The organism is Pseudalkalibacillus sp. A8, from assembly GCF_045920555.1.
Lineage (GTDB): Bacteria > Bacillota > Bacilli > Bacillales > Fictibacillaceae > Pseudalkalibacillus.
In genome coordinates, this window is record NZ_CP174509.1 from 3430556 (window position 1) to 3447402 (window position 16847).

19 protein-coding genes are annotated in these 16847 nt (G+C 40.9%); all 19 read right to left on the reverse strand.

The genetic code is table 11. From position 1 onward, the window contains the following. Positions 1 to 108 precede the first annotated feature (108 nt). Positions 109 to 705 (reverse strand): DUF1405 domain-containing protein, encoded by a 597-nt coding sequence (locus tag ACJROX_RS17665; protein WP_408006516.1) that lies wholly within the window; start codon positions 703 to 705, stop codon positions 109 to 111. Between the two features lie 89 nt (positions 706 to 794). After that, entirely contained in the window at positions 795 to 1556 is a 762-nt protein-coding gene (locus ACJROX_RS17670; RefSeq protein WP_408006517.1) for a c-type cytochrome, read from the reverse strand. A gap of 29 nt (positions 1557 to 1585) precedes the next feature. Next, positions 1586 to 2260, reverse strand: a complete 675-nt coding sequence (qcrB, locus tag ACJROX_RS17675; protein WP_408006518.1) for a menaquinol-cytochrome c reductase cytochrome b subunit — start codon at positions 2258 to 2260, stop codon at positions 1586 to 1588. Between the two features lie 15 nt (positions 2261 to 2275). After that, positions 2276 to 2773, reverse strand: coding sequence for a Rieske 2Fe-2S domain-containing protein (locus ACJROX_RS17680; RefSeq protein ID WP_408006519.1), 498 nt, complete (start codon positions 2771 to 2773; stop codon positions 2276 to 2278). Between the two features lie 142 nt (positions 2774 to 2915). Beyond that, positions 2916 to 3377 carry a YpiF family protein gene (locus tag ACJROX_RS17685; protein ID WP_408006520.1) on the reverse strand — a complete coding sequence of 154 codons (462 nt, stop codon included), beginning with the start codon at positions 3375 to 3377 and terminating at the stop codon, positions 2916 to 2918. 302 nt (positions 3378 to 3679) lie between these two features. Continuing rightward, positions 3680 to 4216 carry a ReoY family proteolytic degradation factor gene (locus tag ACJROX_RS17690; RefSeq protein ID WP_408006521.1) on the reverse strand — a complete coding sequence of 179 codons (537 nt, stop codon included), beginning with the start codon at positions 4214 to 4216 and terminating at the stop codon, positions 3680 to 3682. Positions 4217 to 4411: 195 nt separating this feature from the next. Beyond that, the gene (locus ACJROX_RS17695) at positions 4412 to 5674 is read right to left on the reverse strand and encodes a tetratricopeptide repeat protein (protein WP_408006522.1); all 1263 of its coding nucleotides are present in this window, start codon (positions 5672 to 5674) and stop codon (positions 4412 to 4414) included. Between the two features lie 19 nt (positions 5675 to 5693). Then, entirely contained in the window at positions 5694 to 6602 is a 909-nt protein-coding gene (locus tag ACJROX_RS17700) for a hypothetical protein (protein ID WP_408006523.1), read from the reverse strand. 263 nt (positions 6603 to 6865) lie between these two features. Beyond that, positions 6866 to 7969, reverse strand: coding sequence for a histidinol-phosphate transaminase (gene hisC, locus ACJROX_RS17705; RefSeq protein ID WP_408006524.1), 1104 nt, complete (start codon positions 7967 to 7969; stop codon positions 6866 to 6868). A 73-nt stretch (positions 7970 to 8042) separates the two neighbouring features. Then, positions 8043 to 9140 (reverse strand): 3-dehydroquinate synthase, encoded by a 1098-nt coding sequence (aroB, locus tag ACJROX_RS17710; protein ID WP_408006525.1) that lies wholly within the window; start codon positions 9138 to 9140, stop codon positions 8043 to 8045. Between the two features lie 43 nt (positions 9141 to 9183). After that, positions 9184 to 9957: a CheR family methyltransferase gene (locus ACJROX_RS17715; protein WP_408006526.1), complete on the reverse strand. Its 774-nt coding sequence runs from the start codon at positions 9955 to 9957 to the stop codon at positions 9184 to 9186. A 378-nt stretch (positions 9958 to 10335) separates the two neighbouring features. Next, positions 10336 to 10779 (reverse strand): nucleoside-diphosphate kinase, encoded by a 444-nt coding sequence (gene ndk / locus ACJROX_RS17720; protein ID WP_408006527.1) that lies wholly within the window; start codon positions 10777 to 10779, stop codon positions 10336 to 10338. 88 nt (positions 10780 to 10867) lie between these two features. Next, positions 10868 to 11836, reverse strand: coding sequence for a heptaprenyl diphosphate synthase component II (gene hepT / locus ACJROX_RS17725; protein WP_408006528.1), 969 nt, complete (start codon positions 11834 to 11836; stop codon positions 10868 to 10870). A 9-nt stretch (positions 11837 to 11845) separates the two neighbouring features. Continuing rightward, a complete protein-coding gene (locus ACJROX_RS17730; protein WP_408006530.1) occupies positions 11846 to 12577 on the reverse strand; it encodes a demethylmenaquinone methyltransferase in 732 nt (243 codons plus the stop codon). Positions 12578 to 12581: 4 nt separating this feature from the next. After that, entirely contained in the window at positions 12582 to 13397 is an 816-nt protein-coding gene (locus ACJROX_RS17735) for a heptaprenyl diphosphate synthase component 1 (RefSeq protein ID WP_408006531.1), read from the reverse strand. A gap of 245 nt (positions 13398 to 13642) precedes the next feature. Next, complete coding sequence (gene mtrB, locus ACJROX_RS17740; RefSeq protein WP_408006532.1) at positions 13643 to 13867, reverse strand: trp RNA-binding attenuation protein MtrB; 225 nt, start codon at positions 13865 to 13867, stop codon at positions 13643 to 13645. Positions 13868 to 13883: 16 nt separating this feature from the next. Further along, positions 13884 to 14441, reverse strand: a complete 558-nt coding sequence (folE, locus tag ACJROX_RS17745) for a GTP cyclohydrolase I FolE (protein ID WP_408006533.1) — start codon at positions 14439 to 14441, stop codon at positions 13884 to 13886. A 113-nt stretch (positions 14442 to 14554) separates the two neighbouring features. Beyond that, positions 14555 to 14827 carry an HU family DNA-binding protein gene (locus ACJROX_RS17750; RefSeq protein ID WP_221565211.1) on the reverse strand — a complete coding sequence of 91 codons (273 nt, stop codon included), beginning with the start codon at positions 14825 to 14827 and terminating at the stop codon, positions 14555 to 14557. Positions 14828 to 15232: 405 nt separating this feature from the next. Beyond that, complete coding sequence (spoIVA, locus tag ACJROX_RS17755; protein WP_261129139.1) at positions 15233 to 16711, reverse strand: stage IV sporulation protein A; 1479 nt, start codon at positions 16709 to 16711, stop codon at positions 15233 to 15235. Positions 16712 to 16847: the final 136 nt, after the last annotated feature.

The following is a 16847-nucleotide window of genomic DNA, read 5'->3' on the forward strand; positions in this document are numbered from 1 at the left end:
TCTAAAGAAACTAGCTCCTCATACTTTGTACAAGGGGAGATGACGTTCTGATAAAACACCATCTCGTCTTATAGTCCATCTTATGAAGAATGGGACAAGAGTAGAACGCTATTCTATTTTTAAACGAGAAGTAGAACTAGACCGGATCGTCAATTGATAGACGATCGTGATAGACAGGATGCTAAGCCAGAATGTATAGTAACCGATCTGGGTGGTATACATATCCAGCACCGAGTATGTCGGCTCCATATCATAGAGATAATCTATCATTTCATTATGTATGACCCAAATCGCGGCAACATATATATGCCACCTTTTGATCTTATAAAATGGTGAATATAAAAGCCCTTCAATTGCCATACCAAGATGTGAGAAAATCAACATGAAATTCACCCAGGTTAAAGACCCACTGACGTATCCTCCAACCAAATTCATCGCAACTGCCCAGATGCCATACTTGAATAGGGTGATTACCGCTAGGGCTTCTATTAATGGCCAGTTCCTTCCCAACAAGAACGCAATCAGCACAAATACGAAAAAAAGGCTAGCAGTCGGACTATCTGGGACAAACGGCAGAAAGTACCACGGGGTCGTTTTCAATTGTTCAGCATACCATATATATCCGTATATCGTGCCCAAAATATTGATGATCAGTAGCATCCAAAGAACGGATCGATGACGTAACAGCATTAAGATATTGTACATTGGTGATCTCCTTAACATTATGTATCTTCAAGGACTACCCATTGGTATGTTTGAAAAAAGCTGACTTTTTCAAGTCAGCTTTTGGGTCATTATTCATTTTCGAGTCCTGCGATGAACTCGGAAAGTTCTTGTAATTCTTTATCAGAACCTTGGAACTGATCAGCTGGCATGCTTCCAACACCGTTTTTGGCAATGTCAGCGATTTCTTCCGCTGAAAGCCCTGTTCCGATCAGTGATGGTCCGCTTCCACCCTGTAGGTTGTTACCATGACAGCCTATACAGGTCTGTTCCTGATAAACCTGATATCCAGGGTCTTCTTTATCGATCTCCACTTCAACTGGTTTACCTTGTTCTGCAGCTTTTTCCCAGTCATGGTTCACGACTGATTCCCATGTCAAGAAGATGATTGAAATCAAGGCCAACAACATCAAGCCTGTCGCTACTGGCCGTTTCTTAGGACGACGCTCTGGTCCGCGATCTAACCACGGAGCTAGCAATAGGGCACCGAATGCCAAACCTGGCATGATGACCGTACCGATCAGAGTGTAATCTCCAGCTGCATATTTATACTTCAATAATTGATATAAAAATAAGAAATACCAGTCTGGTAACGGAATGTAACTTGCATCCGTTGGATCCGCTTTACGCTCAAGCGGTGATTCGTGAACGACTGTCAGGATGAGATAGCCAATCAAGAATACGGATCCGACCATCCATTCTTTTAAAAGGAAGTTTGGCCAGAACGCTTCTGTTTTCCCAGGATACTCGGAGTAGTCCTTCGGAATGTTAGGTTTGCGTTCTGCAGGGATACGGGAATCCCCGACAAACTTCATACCTTTGCCACGATGCATCTTTCTCCCTCCTTATCCTATCGCATCTTTTACAGTGGTCCAGAAATTCCTTGCTTTCGAATCATGATGAAGTGCGCTCCCATTAGACCGAGAAGAGCACCAGGCAAGAAGAATACATGGATCGCAAAGAATCGAGTCAATGTTTGGGCACCGATGATCGTAGCATCACCTGCCAGCAGCGTTTTCATTGCCGGCCCTATGACAGGAACCGTTTGCGCGATCTCAAGTCCAACCTTTGTTGCAAATAGCGCTTTCATGTCCCAAGGTAAAAGGTAACCTGTGAATCCGAGTCCAAGCATGACTCCGAAAATCAATACTCCGACAACCCAGTTCAATTCACGAGGTTTTTTGTACGCACCCTGGAAGAAAACACGTAAAGTATGTAAAAACATCATTACGATTACTAGACTAGCACCCCAGTGGTGCATTCCACGGACAATAACGCCAAATGCGACTTCATTTTGCAAATAATGAACCGATTCATAGGCATTGATAATGTCCGGAACATAATACATCGTCAAGAACATTCCAGATAGAATTTGGATTACCGTTATGAAAAACGTCAATCCGCCGAAACAGTAAACGAACGCTGAGAAATGGTGAGCAGGGTTGACATGCTCAGGCACTTCATGGTCTGCAATATCTCGCCACATAGGCGTAATATCTAGACGTTCATCTACCCAGTCATACATTTTTTGTAACATCAATTACGCCCCTTTCTACTGTGGTTCTGCTTGACCTAAATAAAGCTTACCGTCCTTTACCTCTTTCTGATAAACATCAAGTGGCGCGAGTGGCGGCGTACCCTTTACATTCGTCCCATCCTTCGTATAACGTCCACCATGACATGGACAATAGAATTGATTTGGATGAGAAGGGTCTGTTCCCCAGTCTACTGTACAGCCAAGGTGCTTACAAATTGGTGATAATGCAACGATGTCACCGTTTTTGTCTTTAAACACCCATGCAGCTTGTGTGACTTCTGATTCATACCAGCCATCTTTTTGGTTTACTTTGAACGTAAATCTTTGCGGTTCTTCTGTGATTTCACTCTCTTCGACAACAGCTACCATATCTTGACCTGCACCCTGTTTCAAGACAGGATCGATCGCAAAACGTACCATCGGCAGGAGCATGCCCGCAGCCATGAATCCACCGACACCGGTTAAGGTATAGTTCAAAAATTGTCGTCTGGAGACCTCATCTTTGTTGGCCATTGGTTTCCCCCCTTACGCAGTAGACTAAGTCCAACCGGACAATTCATTATATTACACATATATTACTAGGACATTAACATGATAGCGTAACTTAACACCATCGTCAATAATATGATTGTCCATTTCAATCAATCTATTCGCCTTAAAATGTGTTTTGCCACTTTTTTGTGACAATTTGAAGAATATGCTTGACTTGTTCAGAGACGATCTCTCGTTGATATTCTTCATCCATATGCTCTAACGGAACTGGCGGTATGTTCACAAGCCGGTCTCCTAGCTCCTCGGATCCTGTCCATCTAGCATCTGATGTAATGAAAACCGGGTAAGGCATCCCTTCATTTTCAAGTTCACTAGTAAGGGCTGATAGCCGTTTCAGTACATCTTCATCAGGCTCACTGACCAAATATGTAATGGCTGGGAAAAGGAATACACGCCCTTTCAACTGACGCTCGATCTCCTCTGATAAGATTAACGGAAATTCCCCTTTTAAAATGACGTTCTTCTTATGAGTCCCCCATGTAATCGGGATCAACGGCACAATAGCTGTGTCCACATACTCTGAAGCTTTCAAATACATGTCCAGATCCTTTGAGCACCATTTCATAATCGTTCACATCCTTCTAAATGCATTCCTACTCAGTTTACCATTATGAATCCTGCAAGGAAAAGATTAACCGTTGAACTTTTTGTTAAATGTAATGAAGAGTGCTTATTCATCCAAGGCAATCCTTTTTAAAGTAGGAAAAATACCAGCCTTATATATACGGAACTGTTCCAAAAGACAATGCATCTGGATGACCCCGCCATTTCCATCCATAATAAAAATAAAAAACAAACCCGCAATTCCAAACTGGACCGGGTTTGTTCGTTATGGCGAGCAGCTACTTAATCCTCGAATTCCGATTATCATAGCTTATTAAGTTCTTTAGTCAACCGCTCAAAAGATTCATAATCCTTACGATCAAGTGCCTCATCAATTTGTGATTGAAGCGACTTCTTACGGAAATGGCTGAATGACTGATCAAGAATCATTTCTGCCCATAATCCATATTTCTTGTCTGGAACCATATTTTCTGGAATATGAGGATTTTCCTCCAGTACGGCTACGTATTGTGGCGTACGATAAGCACCTTTGAACTTCAATTCAATATACACATCTTCATCCTGATTCAGGCGGATATCGTGGAACGATTTTTCAGCGTCCGTTGTCAAGATATTCTGTTTATAGAATCGGAAAGGTACACCATCCACACAGTTGGTAGACATGATGATCGCTTTCGGACAGTACTCAGCGTTTTCCACAAAATGGACGTTTTCCATCAACGCCTCATCGCTCACTAAATAGTTAAGCAGCCATACGCATTCACGTTTTTTCAGTTGATAATGGTTTAAAAACCATTTTAGAAAATCTTTTTTTTCTAAGACGGTAACGGTGCTGCCCATTGCAATCCCTCCATCATTCCCATGTCATTCGAGATCTTACAATTTCTTACAGCCAAACAGCTTTACATAACTGATTTGATGATTACTTACTATGTTCTATCTTAATTGGTTTAATTCCTTCTTTTTTGTGAAATTTTTGTGTATTAGATGTACCTGCCCCTTGAATGAATGATCCGTTCAAACAAAAAATACATCTCATTGATCCTGTAACCGGAGAATTTCTTCTTCAAGATGATGACGATCAGGATCAATTGTCATTGCTTTGCTGAATAATTCTTTCGCCTTGCCACGCTCACTGATTTCAAGTGAATACCATCCGTAATCTTCTAAAAACTCTGGCTGGTCTTTGAGTTCAGTATATGCTTCTTGATACTTTTTTAATGCGTGTTCATCGTCTTCTAATTCTCGATAGGCGACCGCTGTTTTCCAATTGGCGTCAGGTGAGAGGTCCCCATAACGTCCAATTTCCCCAGCCAGGTCTGTAACAGCTTCATACATGTTATCCTGAAGATATTGTTCCATCAAGACAGATGTGGCATTCATGTTAGAAGGATTCAGGCTTAATGTATGTTTCAACAGTTCGATCCCTTTGTCCTGGTCTTTTAACCGAAAGGCTAGCTTTCCTGCTTGTAAGTACAATTCTTCGTTAAATTCATCCCACCGGATACCTTCCAAACAAGCTTCCATCGCCTCTTGCAAAGCACCTTCCTCCTCATAAGCCCGAGCTAATGTAGGGTATAATGTGGTGTATTGAGGATCCAGGTCTTTCAAATGGTTGAGTGCTTGGATCGCTTTCTGGTGTTCGCCGATCCGGCTTGCCGTCAATGCGTATCCAAACCAATCATCTGGATTAGACTCTTCTTGAAGTCCTTTTTCATAACAGGTCAAAGCCTCTTCAAATTGTCCCGATCCTGTCAGTGATTCTGCCATTCGTAAATGAATCGGGATCTGATTGAAATCTTCATGTCCAGCTTTGATCAATTCCTCATAGTAGATCCTGCTTCGATTAAAGTTCCCTTGATGTAAATAAAATTCCCCAAGACCGAATGTAATAACTGGTTCATTTGGAGCAATTCGCTTTGCTGTTAACAACTTCTGTTCTGCAACTTCAGATAGTCCTTGTCTTTCATATAGATCAGCCGAAAGTACCAAAGCCTCAAGATACCGCTCATTCTCAGATGTGATGGAAGAAAGCATCTGGAGCGCTTCCTCTTCGTGTTCTATTTCGATGTATAATTCTGCGGCAAACAATTTCAAATCATCAACCTCTGGATAAAACGCGATCAATTCTTCAATGACATCTAATGCTTCCTCAATAAACCCGAGTTCATTATAGATTTGTGCGATTTCAAGGAGGGTATCATGATCAGCGTTCTCTCTCAATTTTTTCAATAAACCGAGCCCTTTTTCAATTTCTCCACGGTCTATCGTCTCTATAGCTTCTTGCACACTCGGCATGATAGGACATCCTTTCTTTCTATAACAAGTCGTTGGCCATCGCTCGGAATATACCCGGCCGGATGATTTTCAATTCTCTTCCGGTTCCTGGTTCGAGGCGAACTTCCTCTCCAACTTTGATGACTGTTCCATTTTGTACGACGATTGCTGGATTATTACTTCCATCATACTTCAGTATTTGTTCCCCATCAACCGAAACGTTTTCCTTGTAAATCAAATAATCTACATCACTTCCGGATACCCATGAGCCTTTTTTAGGATATATACCGAGCCCTTGTAATTGATCCTTCGACAATCGTTCTCCCTCATCTGGGAATGCATCAATCGTAGCAATTGATTTTTCTTTACAGATCCTTCTCCACTTTTCTTTCAGTTGCATCAATCTTTTTTCATGGACGGGGAGTTGTGACCAATCAGCGAGGATAGGGATCGTATAGGGGAAATTCACATTCCTGATCCATTCCCAGATGACAGTGTCAAGATCTTCCTCCTGCTCGACAATCGCATTGATGAATGGGAGTTTATGCTTTTGGCAGGTCCGGATAAGCGAAGGAGAGATTCTAGTCATCGGAAGCTCTACACCTATGACGTAATCAATTGGTAAATTGGAGAGCTGTTTCCTGAATGATTCTAAGCAGTGTTCGAATTCTTTTGTGTATTTTAAAGGAAAAGCCGTCACTACCGTGGTACATCCTTTAAAGACGAGTTCTTTACAGTGCTTGATCAGTGATTCTTCATCCTTGCAACTTAAAGAAAATTCTCTCAGTATATGTCCTGGGATCACATTCAAACCAGTAGAGTTGACAGTGTAACACTTCATTTTAAGAGGTCTTTCTGATACATAACAAATGACATTATTTTTGATGTGGACATGCTTCTTTCGAGGATCTTTATCTGTGGTCCAGACATTTTCTAAAATATATTCCATCCCAACGGTCCCCTCCTCATATTGAACAACGGTGTTTATAGACAGGCTATGAAGGGAGCGCTGAATTCAGAACATTCGGTGAATCATTTAAGCATAAAAAAAAGCCCAGTTACATGTAGAAATCTACAAAGTAACTGGATCAATTGTCCATTTTTATATGGATAGGAGTGGAGAGAAACCATACTACAATTATTATAACAAGCTATAATCAAAAATCAATATATTTTTTGAAAATTTATATAATTGTATCTATTCTGATAAAATTAAGACGCAGTTTCTTTGTCCAGCCAATTGGATAGACATTGGATGATCCCTTCATTTTGTTCTTTGCTCCCTACTGTTATGCGTACACTTGTAGGGAATCCCAGAGCGTTACCGGAACGGACGATGTACCCATTCTTCAACAAATAATTGAACACTTCATCCCCTTGTTTCGTTTTAAAATCGATCAAGATAAAGTTTCCTTGTGAAGGATAGAATCTTAAATCATAGTTTTCACAAAAAGCCTCATACTGCTCCATTCCTTCCCGGTTCCTTTCACGGCACATCTTTATGAAGTCTAAATGATCAAGTGCCGTGATCGCAGCTCTCTGGGCAACACGGGACGTATTGAAAGGTTCACGAACTGGATCTACAATTTTGATGAGATCCTCATGAGCGACTCCATAACCAATCCGTAAAGACGCTAATCCAAAGGCTTTGGAGAAAGTCCGGAAGACGATCAGATTACGATACTCACGTTGAAGGGCAAGGGTATCAGGATAGTCATCTGCCACAACGTACTCTTGATATGCCTCATCACAGGCTACAATTACATCAGACGGTACTCGTTCTAAAAAGGAAACGAGTTCCCTCTCCGTCACGATCGTGCCGGTAGGATTGTTCGGGCTGCAAATCCAGACGATTTTCGTATTCCTATCAATCGCTCCATACATTTTATCTAAATCGTGTTTCCCTTCTTCTGTAAGAGGCACTTCAATGATCTCAGCACCCTCGATCACCGAATTATGCTTATATTGAGGAAATGTCGGGGCTGCCATCACCGTATTGGATTCAGGAGATAAGTATGTCCGGCAAAACATTTCAACCACTTCATCTGAACCATTCCCGAACAAAATTTGTTGTGGTTTAACATTCAAGTAATTTGCAAGCTTGAATCGTATTTCAGCTGCGTACCCATCCGGATAAATCGATACACTGTTCAACTCATCCATCACTGCATCTTTAACCGCGGATGCACAACCAAAAGGATTTTCGTTCGATGCCAGTTTCGTTACTGAAGTAAGACCAAGTTCTCTTTTGACCTCTTCGATAGGTTTACCTGGTTGATAAGCCTTCAGAGATAAAATTTGCTCCTTTGCTTTCATAAAAACACCCCTGTTCCATTTGATAGTAAGTTAGTAGGTTTATACCCTGTTTCTACTCCTGGTAAGATGAATTCTAGGTCATAACGTCAGCTTTCACCCATGCCTTGAACGATGACAATTGATCAAGAATGAATTGATCGTCGACTTTTTCAAGAGTTGCTTCTCCGCATTCCTTCAATAACACCATATTGATCTGTTGCCTGTTGTTTTTTTTGTCTTGCTTCATTCTCTCAAGTAATAAGCCGGATCTGTTCATGGTAGGATGCCACTTAGCATAGCCTAACTGTTCTATCCACTGATAGAAGTGTTTAGACACGATCGTACGGTTCATATGTGCTTCGCTTAACTTGATAGCATACAGCATACCGATCATGACCGCTTCACCATGGGAAATGCTTTGATACCTGCTTTCTGCTTCGATAGCATGCCCCAACGTATGCCCTAGATTCAGATAAGCACGTATTCCTGCTTCACGCTCGTCCAATCCAACGATTTCAGCTTTCAATTCAATTGCACGCTTGATGACTTTTCCCAGAAGTTCTTCCTTTACTGGCAACGACTCTATATTCGAGGAAAGAAATTCATAGAATTCAGCATCTCGTATGAGTCCAAGCTTCACAATTTCCGCAAATCCAGACCGCCATTCCCTTGCAGGCAAAGTTTCAAGAAAATTGACGTCGAATAAAACCGCTTCAGGTTGGTGGAATGCCCCAATCAAATTTTTACCTAAAGAATGGTTGATGCCGACCTTACCACCAACACTGCTGTCATGTGCTAGAAGTGTGGTAGGTATTTGGATGAACCGTACACCTCGCAAGTAAGTAGAGGCTATGAAACCAGCAAGGTCCCCGACCACTCCTCCTCCAAGAGCAATGATAAGAGCATTCCGATCCAATTGACACCTCAGTGCATAGGAGATCCCCTTTTCATATTCCCTTAAAGACTTGCTCGATTCACCCGCTGGTATGACCCACTCATTCACTTGAAAGTCTTTAAGCTCCCCCTTTACTTGTTGTAAATAAAGAGGAGCGACATTACTATCCGTTATGATCAAAATACCGCTGCATCCAGGAACAGATTCCTTTATTAAATTACTAAGTTTTGAAATCGTCCCTTGCCCCACATAAACTGGATATTGCTTACTTACTGTTTTCACATCAATGGTTTCCAATTTAAAACTCCTCTGACTAAGTCACATTAGTTGTTCATAGACTTTATTTTTTAGCATAAAAAAATGTCGCAATTGATTCAAGCCCAAATTGATTCGGATTAAAGATCTGTTCCGTACTTCCAACGAACAAAATACCTCCAGGACGTAAAGCTTGGCTGAACTTTAGATAAAGCTGACGCTTCGCATCTTCGGTAAAATAGATCATGACGTTCCGGCATACGATCAAATCGAAATTAGTCTTGAAAGGTTCAGCAAGCATGTTGTGTTTTTCATAATGGATATTGCCTTTCAGCATATCATTTACCTTATAACCAATTCCATCTTTTTCGAAATATTCCTTCTTCATCTTTATTGGTACATCTTTCAAACTTTTTTCCAAGTAGTAACCTAGCTTTGCCCGTTTGATGGCTAACTCATCTATGTCCGTGGCTAAGATGGAAAATTTCTGAGAAGGGATCATCTCTCTTAATATCATAGCAAGAGTATATGGTTCTTCTCCAGTTGAACATGCTGCACTCCAAGTATTAAGTGAATCTTTCCCTTTCAACAATATCGGGATCAGTTCGTTTTGCAGCACTTCCCACCTTGATGGATTTCTGAAGAACTCTGAAACATTGATGGTCATTCGGTCGAGGAATTCCTCTAGCAAGATATTGTTTCTTTTCATTGCATCATAATAATCGATGAATGTGCCGTACCCTTTCTTATCCCTCAACGCAATTAGACGACGTTTCATTTGCCCTTCTTTATAAAGTGACAAATCTATCCCTGTTTCTTTTTTGATTCGTGTTGAAAACAATGAATAATCTTGATCCATGCATATTTCTCCTCATTTGTGTTTTCTACTATATATATCGGTAAATAGCCTGATTATTTATGAAAGAATTGGATAAAAAAGAAAAAAGGAGAAAATAAAATGGAAATCAGTGTACATGAAAGATTTCTCTCGGACTATATTCCGCTATTTTTGATAAAAAGGGATTGTTCTAAAATTAGAAGACATCTGTTCCGTTAACTTAGTAAAGGTCGCTGATTTTTTATGATTTTTCGGTAAATAAGGGCTAGGGTGTCCGCAAAAAATGATTTGATTCTCATGTGAAAGAAAATCAGAACTTTCCAATGACTTGGTTACACTTCATTCAAGTGTAAAAAATATGAAAAAACCAGCCGATCAATTCGGCTGGCTCTGGGTTGCTTAAACCCACTTTGCAATTGTTTTGTCATAATTCACGAGCTCTTCTTCATTGAAAAACAAGTTGATTTCTCTTTCAGCGCTTTCAGGAGAGTCTGAACCATGAATGATATTTTGTCCTACCTGTACAGCGTAGTCGCCACGGATCGTTCCAGGAGACGCATCCGAAGGATTCGTCTTACCCATCATGTTACGTGCAGTCGCGATTACATTTTCACCTTCCCAAACCATTGCAAAAACCGGGCCGGAAGTGATGAAGTCCACGAGTTCGCCAAAGAAAGGACGCTCTTTATGTTCACCATAATGGTTCTGAGCCAATTCTTCAGAAATCTGCATAAGCTTCGCTCCAGCCAATTTGAATCCTTTTTTCTCGAAACGGCTTACGATTTCTCCAATAAGGTTACGTTGAACGCCATCAGGCTTTACCATCAAAAAAGTTTTTTCCATGATCACTTACCCCTAACTTATGTATAATTTTCGGACGTCCATGATTGTCCGAAATGATTTTAACAAATTTTAAGCGTTTTCACAACTTTTAATAGTTTCTCCGGCCGATATATTCAGCGATTTGTCTTAAAGAGCGTTTTGCCCGGTTATCTGGAAGGTCGCGGAGTGAGTTGAACGCCTTTTTCAAATAACGATCAGAGATTTCCTTTGAGTTTTCGATCGCACCCATCGCCTTGATGTCACGGATCAATCCTTCAATTAAATTCTGAGGAATCGGTTGGTTTTCAAAAACTGATTGGAGGCGTGCCTTGAAATCAGGATCCTCCATTGCAAAAAATACAGGCAAAGTGATATTCCCTTGTTGAAGATCCCCTCCCGCGGGTTTACCCAGCTGTTTTTCAGTCGCAGTGAAATCCAAGATGTCATCTGTAATCTGGAAAGCCATGCCCACGTTATAACCGAACTGTTTAAGCTGCCTCTGGACATGAGGTTCAGCATCTCCGGCAAGCGCACCTAATTCACAGCTGACAGAAATCAATAAAGCTGTCTTACGCTTGATTCTCCTGAAGTAGTCCCTCGCATTTTGATTGAGATCATATTGTTCCCTGATCTGCTCGATTTCTCCGAGGCACATTTCCATAATCGCTTCTGACAGTACTTTATGAGCCTCCAGTTTATTCAAGTGGGTGATATATTCCAAGGAGCGCGCGAAGATATAATCCCCCGTATACATCGCAACTCGGTTATCCCATTGGGCTTTGATAGTTGATTTACCGCGACGGAGTGAGGCGTCATCAATGACGTCGTCATGGACGAGGGATGCCATATGGATAAGTTCTAACGCTACAGCAGCCCTTTTGACGCGATCAACATCATACTTGCCAAATTGAGCAGACAACAACACAAAAACAGGGCGGATCCTCTTTCCCCCTGCTTTCAATAATTGTATTGATGCATCTTGAAGAATCGAATGCTGTGCCTCGATTGTCTTTTCAAGGTCATTTTCAATTGTCGAAAGTTCATTACGCAAATGAGAATAGATCGTTGTTAATTTCATAACTTCACCTTAGCCCTGACGTTCTTGTGTATCCTCGGGTTTATAACCGATATGGGTGGCAGCTACTCCCCCTGAATAAGAAATGATTTCAACCTTTTCAAAACCAGTATCTTCGAATTTTGCCGCTAATTCCTTTCTGCCTGGAAAATCTTTTGCAGATTCTTGGAGCCAAGAATATTCTTGATAGCTTTTCGCAAAAATACGCCCCAATGCAGGCATCAGATACCTAAAATACCCAAAATAGAGTTGTCTGAATACCGGAATAGTCGGCTGAGAGGTTTCAAGACAGACTACTTTACCACTGGGTTTTACCACACGATACATTTCACTCAACACTTGATTCAAATCTGGAACGTTACGTAACCCGAAACCGATGGTGACATAATCGAAGGTGTTGTTTTCGTATGGCAGTTCCATTGCATTCCCATGCTTCAACTGGATATTGGCCAGTCCTTCCTTCTTAACCTTCTCTTCACCGACTGACAACATATTTTTACTGAAGTCAAGCCCATATGCTTTACCACCTGGGCCGATCGCCCTTGCCATTGCAATCGTCCAATCACCTGTTCCGCAGCATACATCCAAAGTAGTCGAGTTTTTTTGTACATCCATTCTTCTCATCGTATCACGACGCCAAGCGATATGCCGTTGGAAGCTGATGATCGAGTTCATTTTGTCATAATGATTCGATATGGATTCAAATACTTGGTGGACACGCTGTTCTTTTGTTTCTTGTTGCACTGGATCACCCTTCTTCTGCATATTTCTTCACTCTGAAACCTGATTGCTCGATGTACCGATCGATCCGCTTCTCTAACATCGAATGCATGACAGGCTCCTCCGCCCACAATTTTTCTAAACGAATTTTCGAATGCAGGATATAGGAATCGACAACTTCAAGAATTTGATTCTTCAAAGAGAGCCAACCGCCTTTTGAACGGTTGAATTGATTCATGATTTTCGCTACTAAAGGGGTATACGTATTGTTTTGAATGCTCTTTCTCTCCATTAACATCCGTTTCATGAACGTAAACTCATCCGCTATTCCCTTCCAAAGAGGTAGATGGAAGTGTTCAGCCGTTTTAAGCAATAGCGACGATTCAATTCGATGGATATTTTCCATTGAATTTTCAATCGGTTGATTCTCGTTCTTGTAGAATTGCATTTTATTTTCATTGATTTCTTGAATAGCCTGTGCAAGCGTTCTGATCATTGTTAAATCTTTTATTTCAGATAATAGATAATAGTAAAGGCTACTATAGTAATCCCCTGCTAAAACCGTCAATTGACGGTTCTTTTTATCATAGTCACCAGTCAAATTATGTGAGGTAATCTTCTCATGTGTATCTAATGCAACCTGGACGAGCATAGTAGATACTGCGTAATACTCCAGTTCAAGGTCACTTAACTCTTTGTCTTTCAGCATGATATACGTTAAAAGAAGCTTGTCCTCGTCTATGACAGGTTCATCGATGAAATGCATCAGATATGGATGCTGTAGTTTTTGGTTGATCTGAAGTAGCAGATCCGAAATTTTCCGACCAATATCGTTGTTATTCATTGATTTAAGCCCCCAGGATTCAAGAAATCTTTCGTAATTAAATATGTATGTATTACCGACCACATTGTACTGATTATTATATCATAAAATCCCTGGTATCATGCGAGATGATTCTCAAAGGTCGTGATCATACGTAAACTTCTTTTAAAATGAAAGAGCATTTATGTATGAAAAACGGATCGAGTGCCGGTGTTTTAGTAAAAAGGTTACACTGACACTCAAATAAGACCTTAAAAAGCTATTATTCAATCTTGATCCGTGTGCATCTCACCATGTCTTGTCTGGATGACAGCTTTCCCTCTTACTTTTACGGCAGATGTATGCTCAGTGAACTGGGCAATCATAACTTCATTCTTATCTAATTTTTCAGAATGGTGGAAACGGGTATCAGAACCTCTCGTCAAACCGATTACGTTTACACCGTTTTCCTTTGCTCTTATGACAAAAAATTCGTGTTCTGATGTCGCCATTTTACTTCCTCCTTATTTAGGACTTGATCAAGCCCATTACTTCAGCACGGGCTGCCTGATCTTTTTCAAAGATCCCACGCACAGCTGATGTGATTGTTTGGGAACCTGGCTTCTTGACGCCACGCATTGTCATGCACATATGTTCCGCTTCAATGACGACCATCACTCCATATGGTTGAAGTGAATTTAGTAAAGAATCTGCGATCGTTGAAGTAATACGTTCTTGAAGCTGCGGTCGTTTCGTCACTGCTTCGACCGCTCTTGCCAATTTACTGAGACCTGTAACTTTTCCACCCTTTGGAATATATGCGACATGTGCTTTACCGAAGAAAGGTACGAGATGATGCTCACACATAGAGTAAAATGGGATATCCTTTACCAAAACCAATTCCTCGTGATCCTCGCCAAAGACCGTTTTGAAATGTTCTGCAGGATCCTGGTTCAGTCCCTGGAAAACCTCTTCGTACATTCTTGCAACTCGTTTAGGGGTATCTAAAAGTCCTTCACGTTCAGGATCTTCCCCTATCGCTTCAAGTATCATTTTTACCGCTGTTTCTATTTTTCCGTGATCCATTTCTAATCTCCTTCATTCAATACATTATCAAACAGATAATAGCATAATAGCCTCTTAATAAGCAAAAAGAAGAGCCGATTGAATCGACTCTCCTTTATCGCCCTATGTACATATTACTTTACAGCGTCTTTAAGGGCTTTACCTGGTTTAAATGCAGGTACCTTGCTTGCAGGGATTTCAATTTCGTCTCCTGTTTGCGGGTTACGGCCTTTACGAGCAGCACGCTCACGTACTTCAAAGTTACCGAAACCGATGAGTTGAACTTTGTCCCCACCTTTTAACGATTCTTCAATCGCTCCAAATACAGCATCAACTGTTTTAGAAACGTCTTTCTTAGAAAGTTGGGTTTGCTCAGATACTGAATTGATAAGATCTGTCTTGTTCACAACGACTCACCTCCTCTCAAATGGTTATGTTTCAAATAATCGAGATTTTTAGTCATTATAACCAATTATTCAAAGAACTAACAGCGTGAATACGTTGACATGCCTTATATTAAACGAAAATGTAAAGGAATTCAATATTTTTTCTAGATATTTGTATAAATGACTGTAAATTTCAAACATTTTTACAAATTCCTTGACTTATTCACGTTAAAAGGCTCAATATCCGCTTCATATCAACGTGTTATAAAATCATAACATTCTTATCGACTATAATTCAAAAATTTTTAGCGTTTTTTCGTATTTTCCGTATTCTTCCTTTACAAATCTTTATTGAACTAGAAAATATTCCGGACGATCCGCTAAAAAGGGCAATAAAAAAGACTCCTCGAATTGGAGTCTTCTGAATTATAGGATGATCGCGATCAGGCCGCCTGAACCTTCATTAATGATTCTCTCTAATGTTTCCTTGAGTTTGTAACGTGCGTTTTCAGGCATTAACGAGATTTTAGCCTGAATGCCTTCTCTTACGATTGAGTTGAGCGATCGACCGAATATGTCGGAGTTCCAGATCGATAACGGATCATCTTCAAAATCTTGCATTAAATAACGGACCAGTTCTTCACTTTGTTTTTCCGTTCCGATGATCGGTGCAAATTCAGACTCTACATCCACCTTGATCATGTGGATCGATGGTGCAACAGCTTTCAATCTGACACCGAACCTTGAACCTTGACGGATAATTTCTGGTTCATCCAAACTCATATCAGAAAGGGCTGGGGCTGCAATTCCATAGCCAGTTTGCTTTACCATCCGAAGGGCATCAGAAATCTGATCGTATTCAGACTTCGCATGAGCGAATTCTTGCATCAGTTGTAGGAGATGATCCTTACCTCTGATTTCAACTCCGACCACATCTTTTAATATTTGGTCATACAAGTCGTCTGGAGCATATAGATCGATTTCTGCAATCCCTTGCCCCATCTCAATCCCAGCGAGTCTTGCTTCATCGATGAATTCGAAATCGGTGAAGTTTCCAACGACACGATCTACATCACGTAATCGCTTGATATCTTTAACGGTTTCGCGTACAGACTCTTCATAGCTGTGCCTTAACCAGTGCTCGTTATTCAACACCATTACCCAGCTTGGTAAGTTGACGTTGACTTCAAGTACTGGGAATTCATATAATACTTCTCTTAACACATTGTTGATGTCATGCTCAGTCATACTTTCCACACTTAATGACAGTACTGGAATATCATGCTCTTCTGCTAGTTGTCTTCTAAGCTTCTCTGTCTCTGGGTGATGTGGATGTACGGAATTGATTACCATGATGAATGGTTTTCCTACTTCTTTCAGTTCTTCAACGATTCGTTGCTCGGATTCCACATAATCATATCGCGGTATTTCACCGATAGAGCCGTCTGTCGTTACAACCACACCCAGTGTCGAGTGTTCCTGTATTACTTTCCTCGTTCCGATCTCAGCTGCTTCGTGGAACGGAATCGGCTCTTCATACCATGGTGTATGGATCATTCGAGGACCATTTTCATCCTCGTAACCTTTAGCGCTAGGCACTGCATATCCGACGCTATCAACTAAGCGTATGTTCACTTCCAAGCCCTCATCCACTTCGATCTTCACTGCATTGTTCGGGACGAATTTAGGCTCTGTCGTCATGATGGTTTTGCCCGCAGCACTTTGTGGCAGCTCATCTTGAGCGCGTGCTTTATCTGATTCGCTTTCAATGTTAGGCAGGACGACAAGTTCCATGAACTTCTTGATGAAAGTCGATTTACCGGTTCGAACAGCCCCCACTACACCCAAATAAATATCGCCGCCAGTCCGTTCTGCGATATCTTTAAAGATATCTACTTTTTCCATTAGTTCCCCTCCCCATTCCAGAGTAGTGTTTGGGTAGTTATAGACAATATATGTCTATGATGTTGTCCATTGAATATGACTGATTCTGCATTAATTTCAAAAATATCATTGTAAAAGATCAATTTTCATCTTTTAC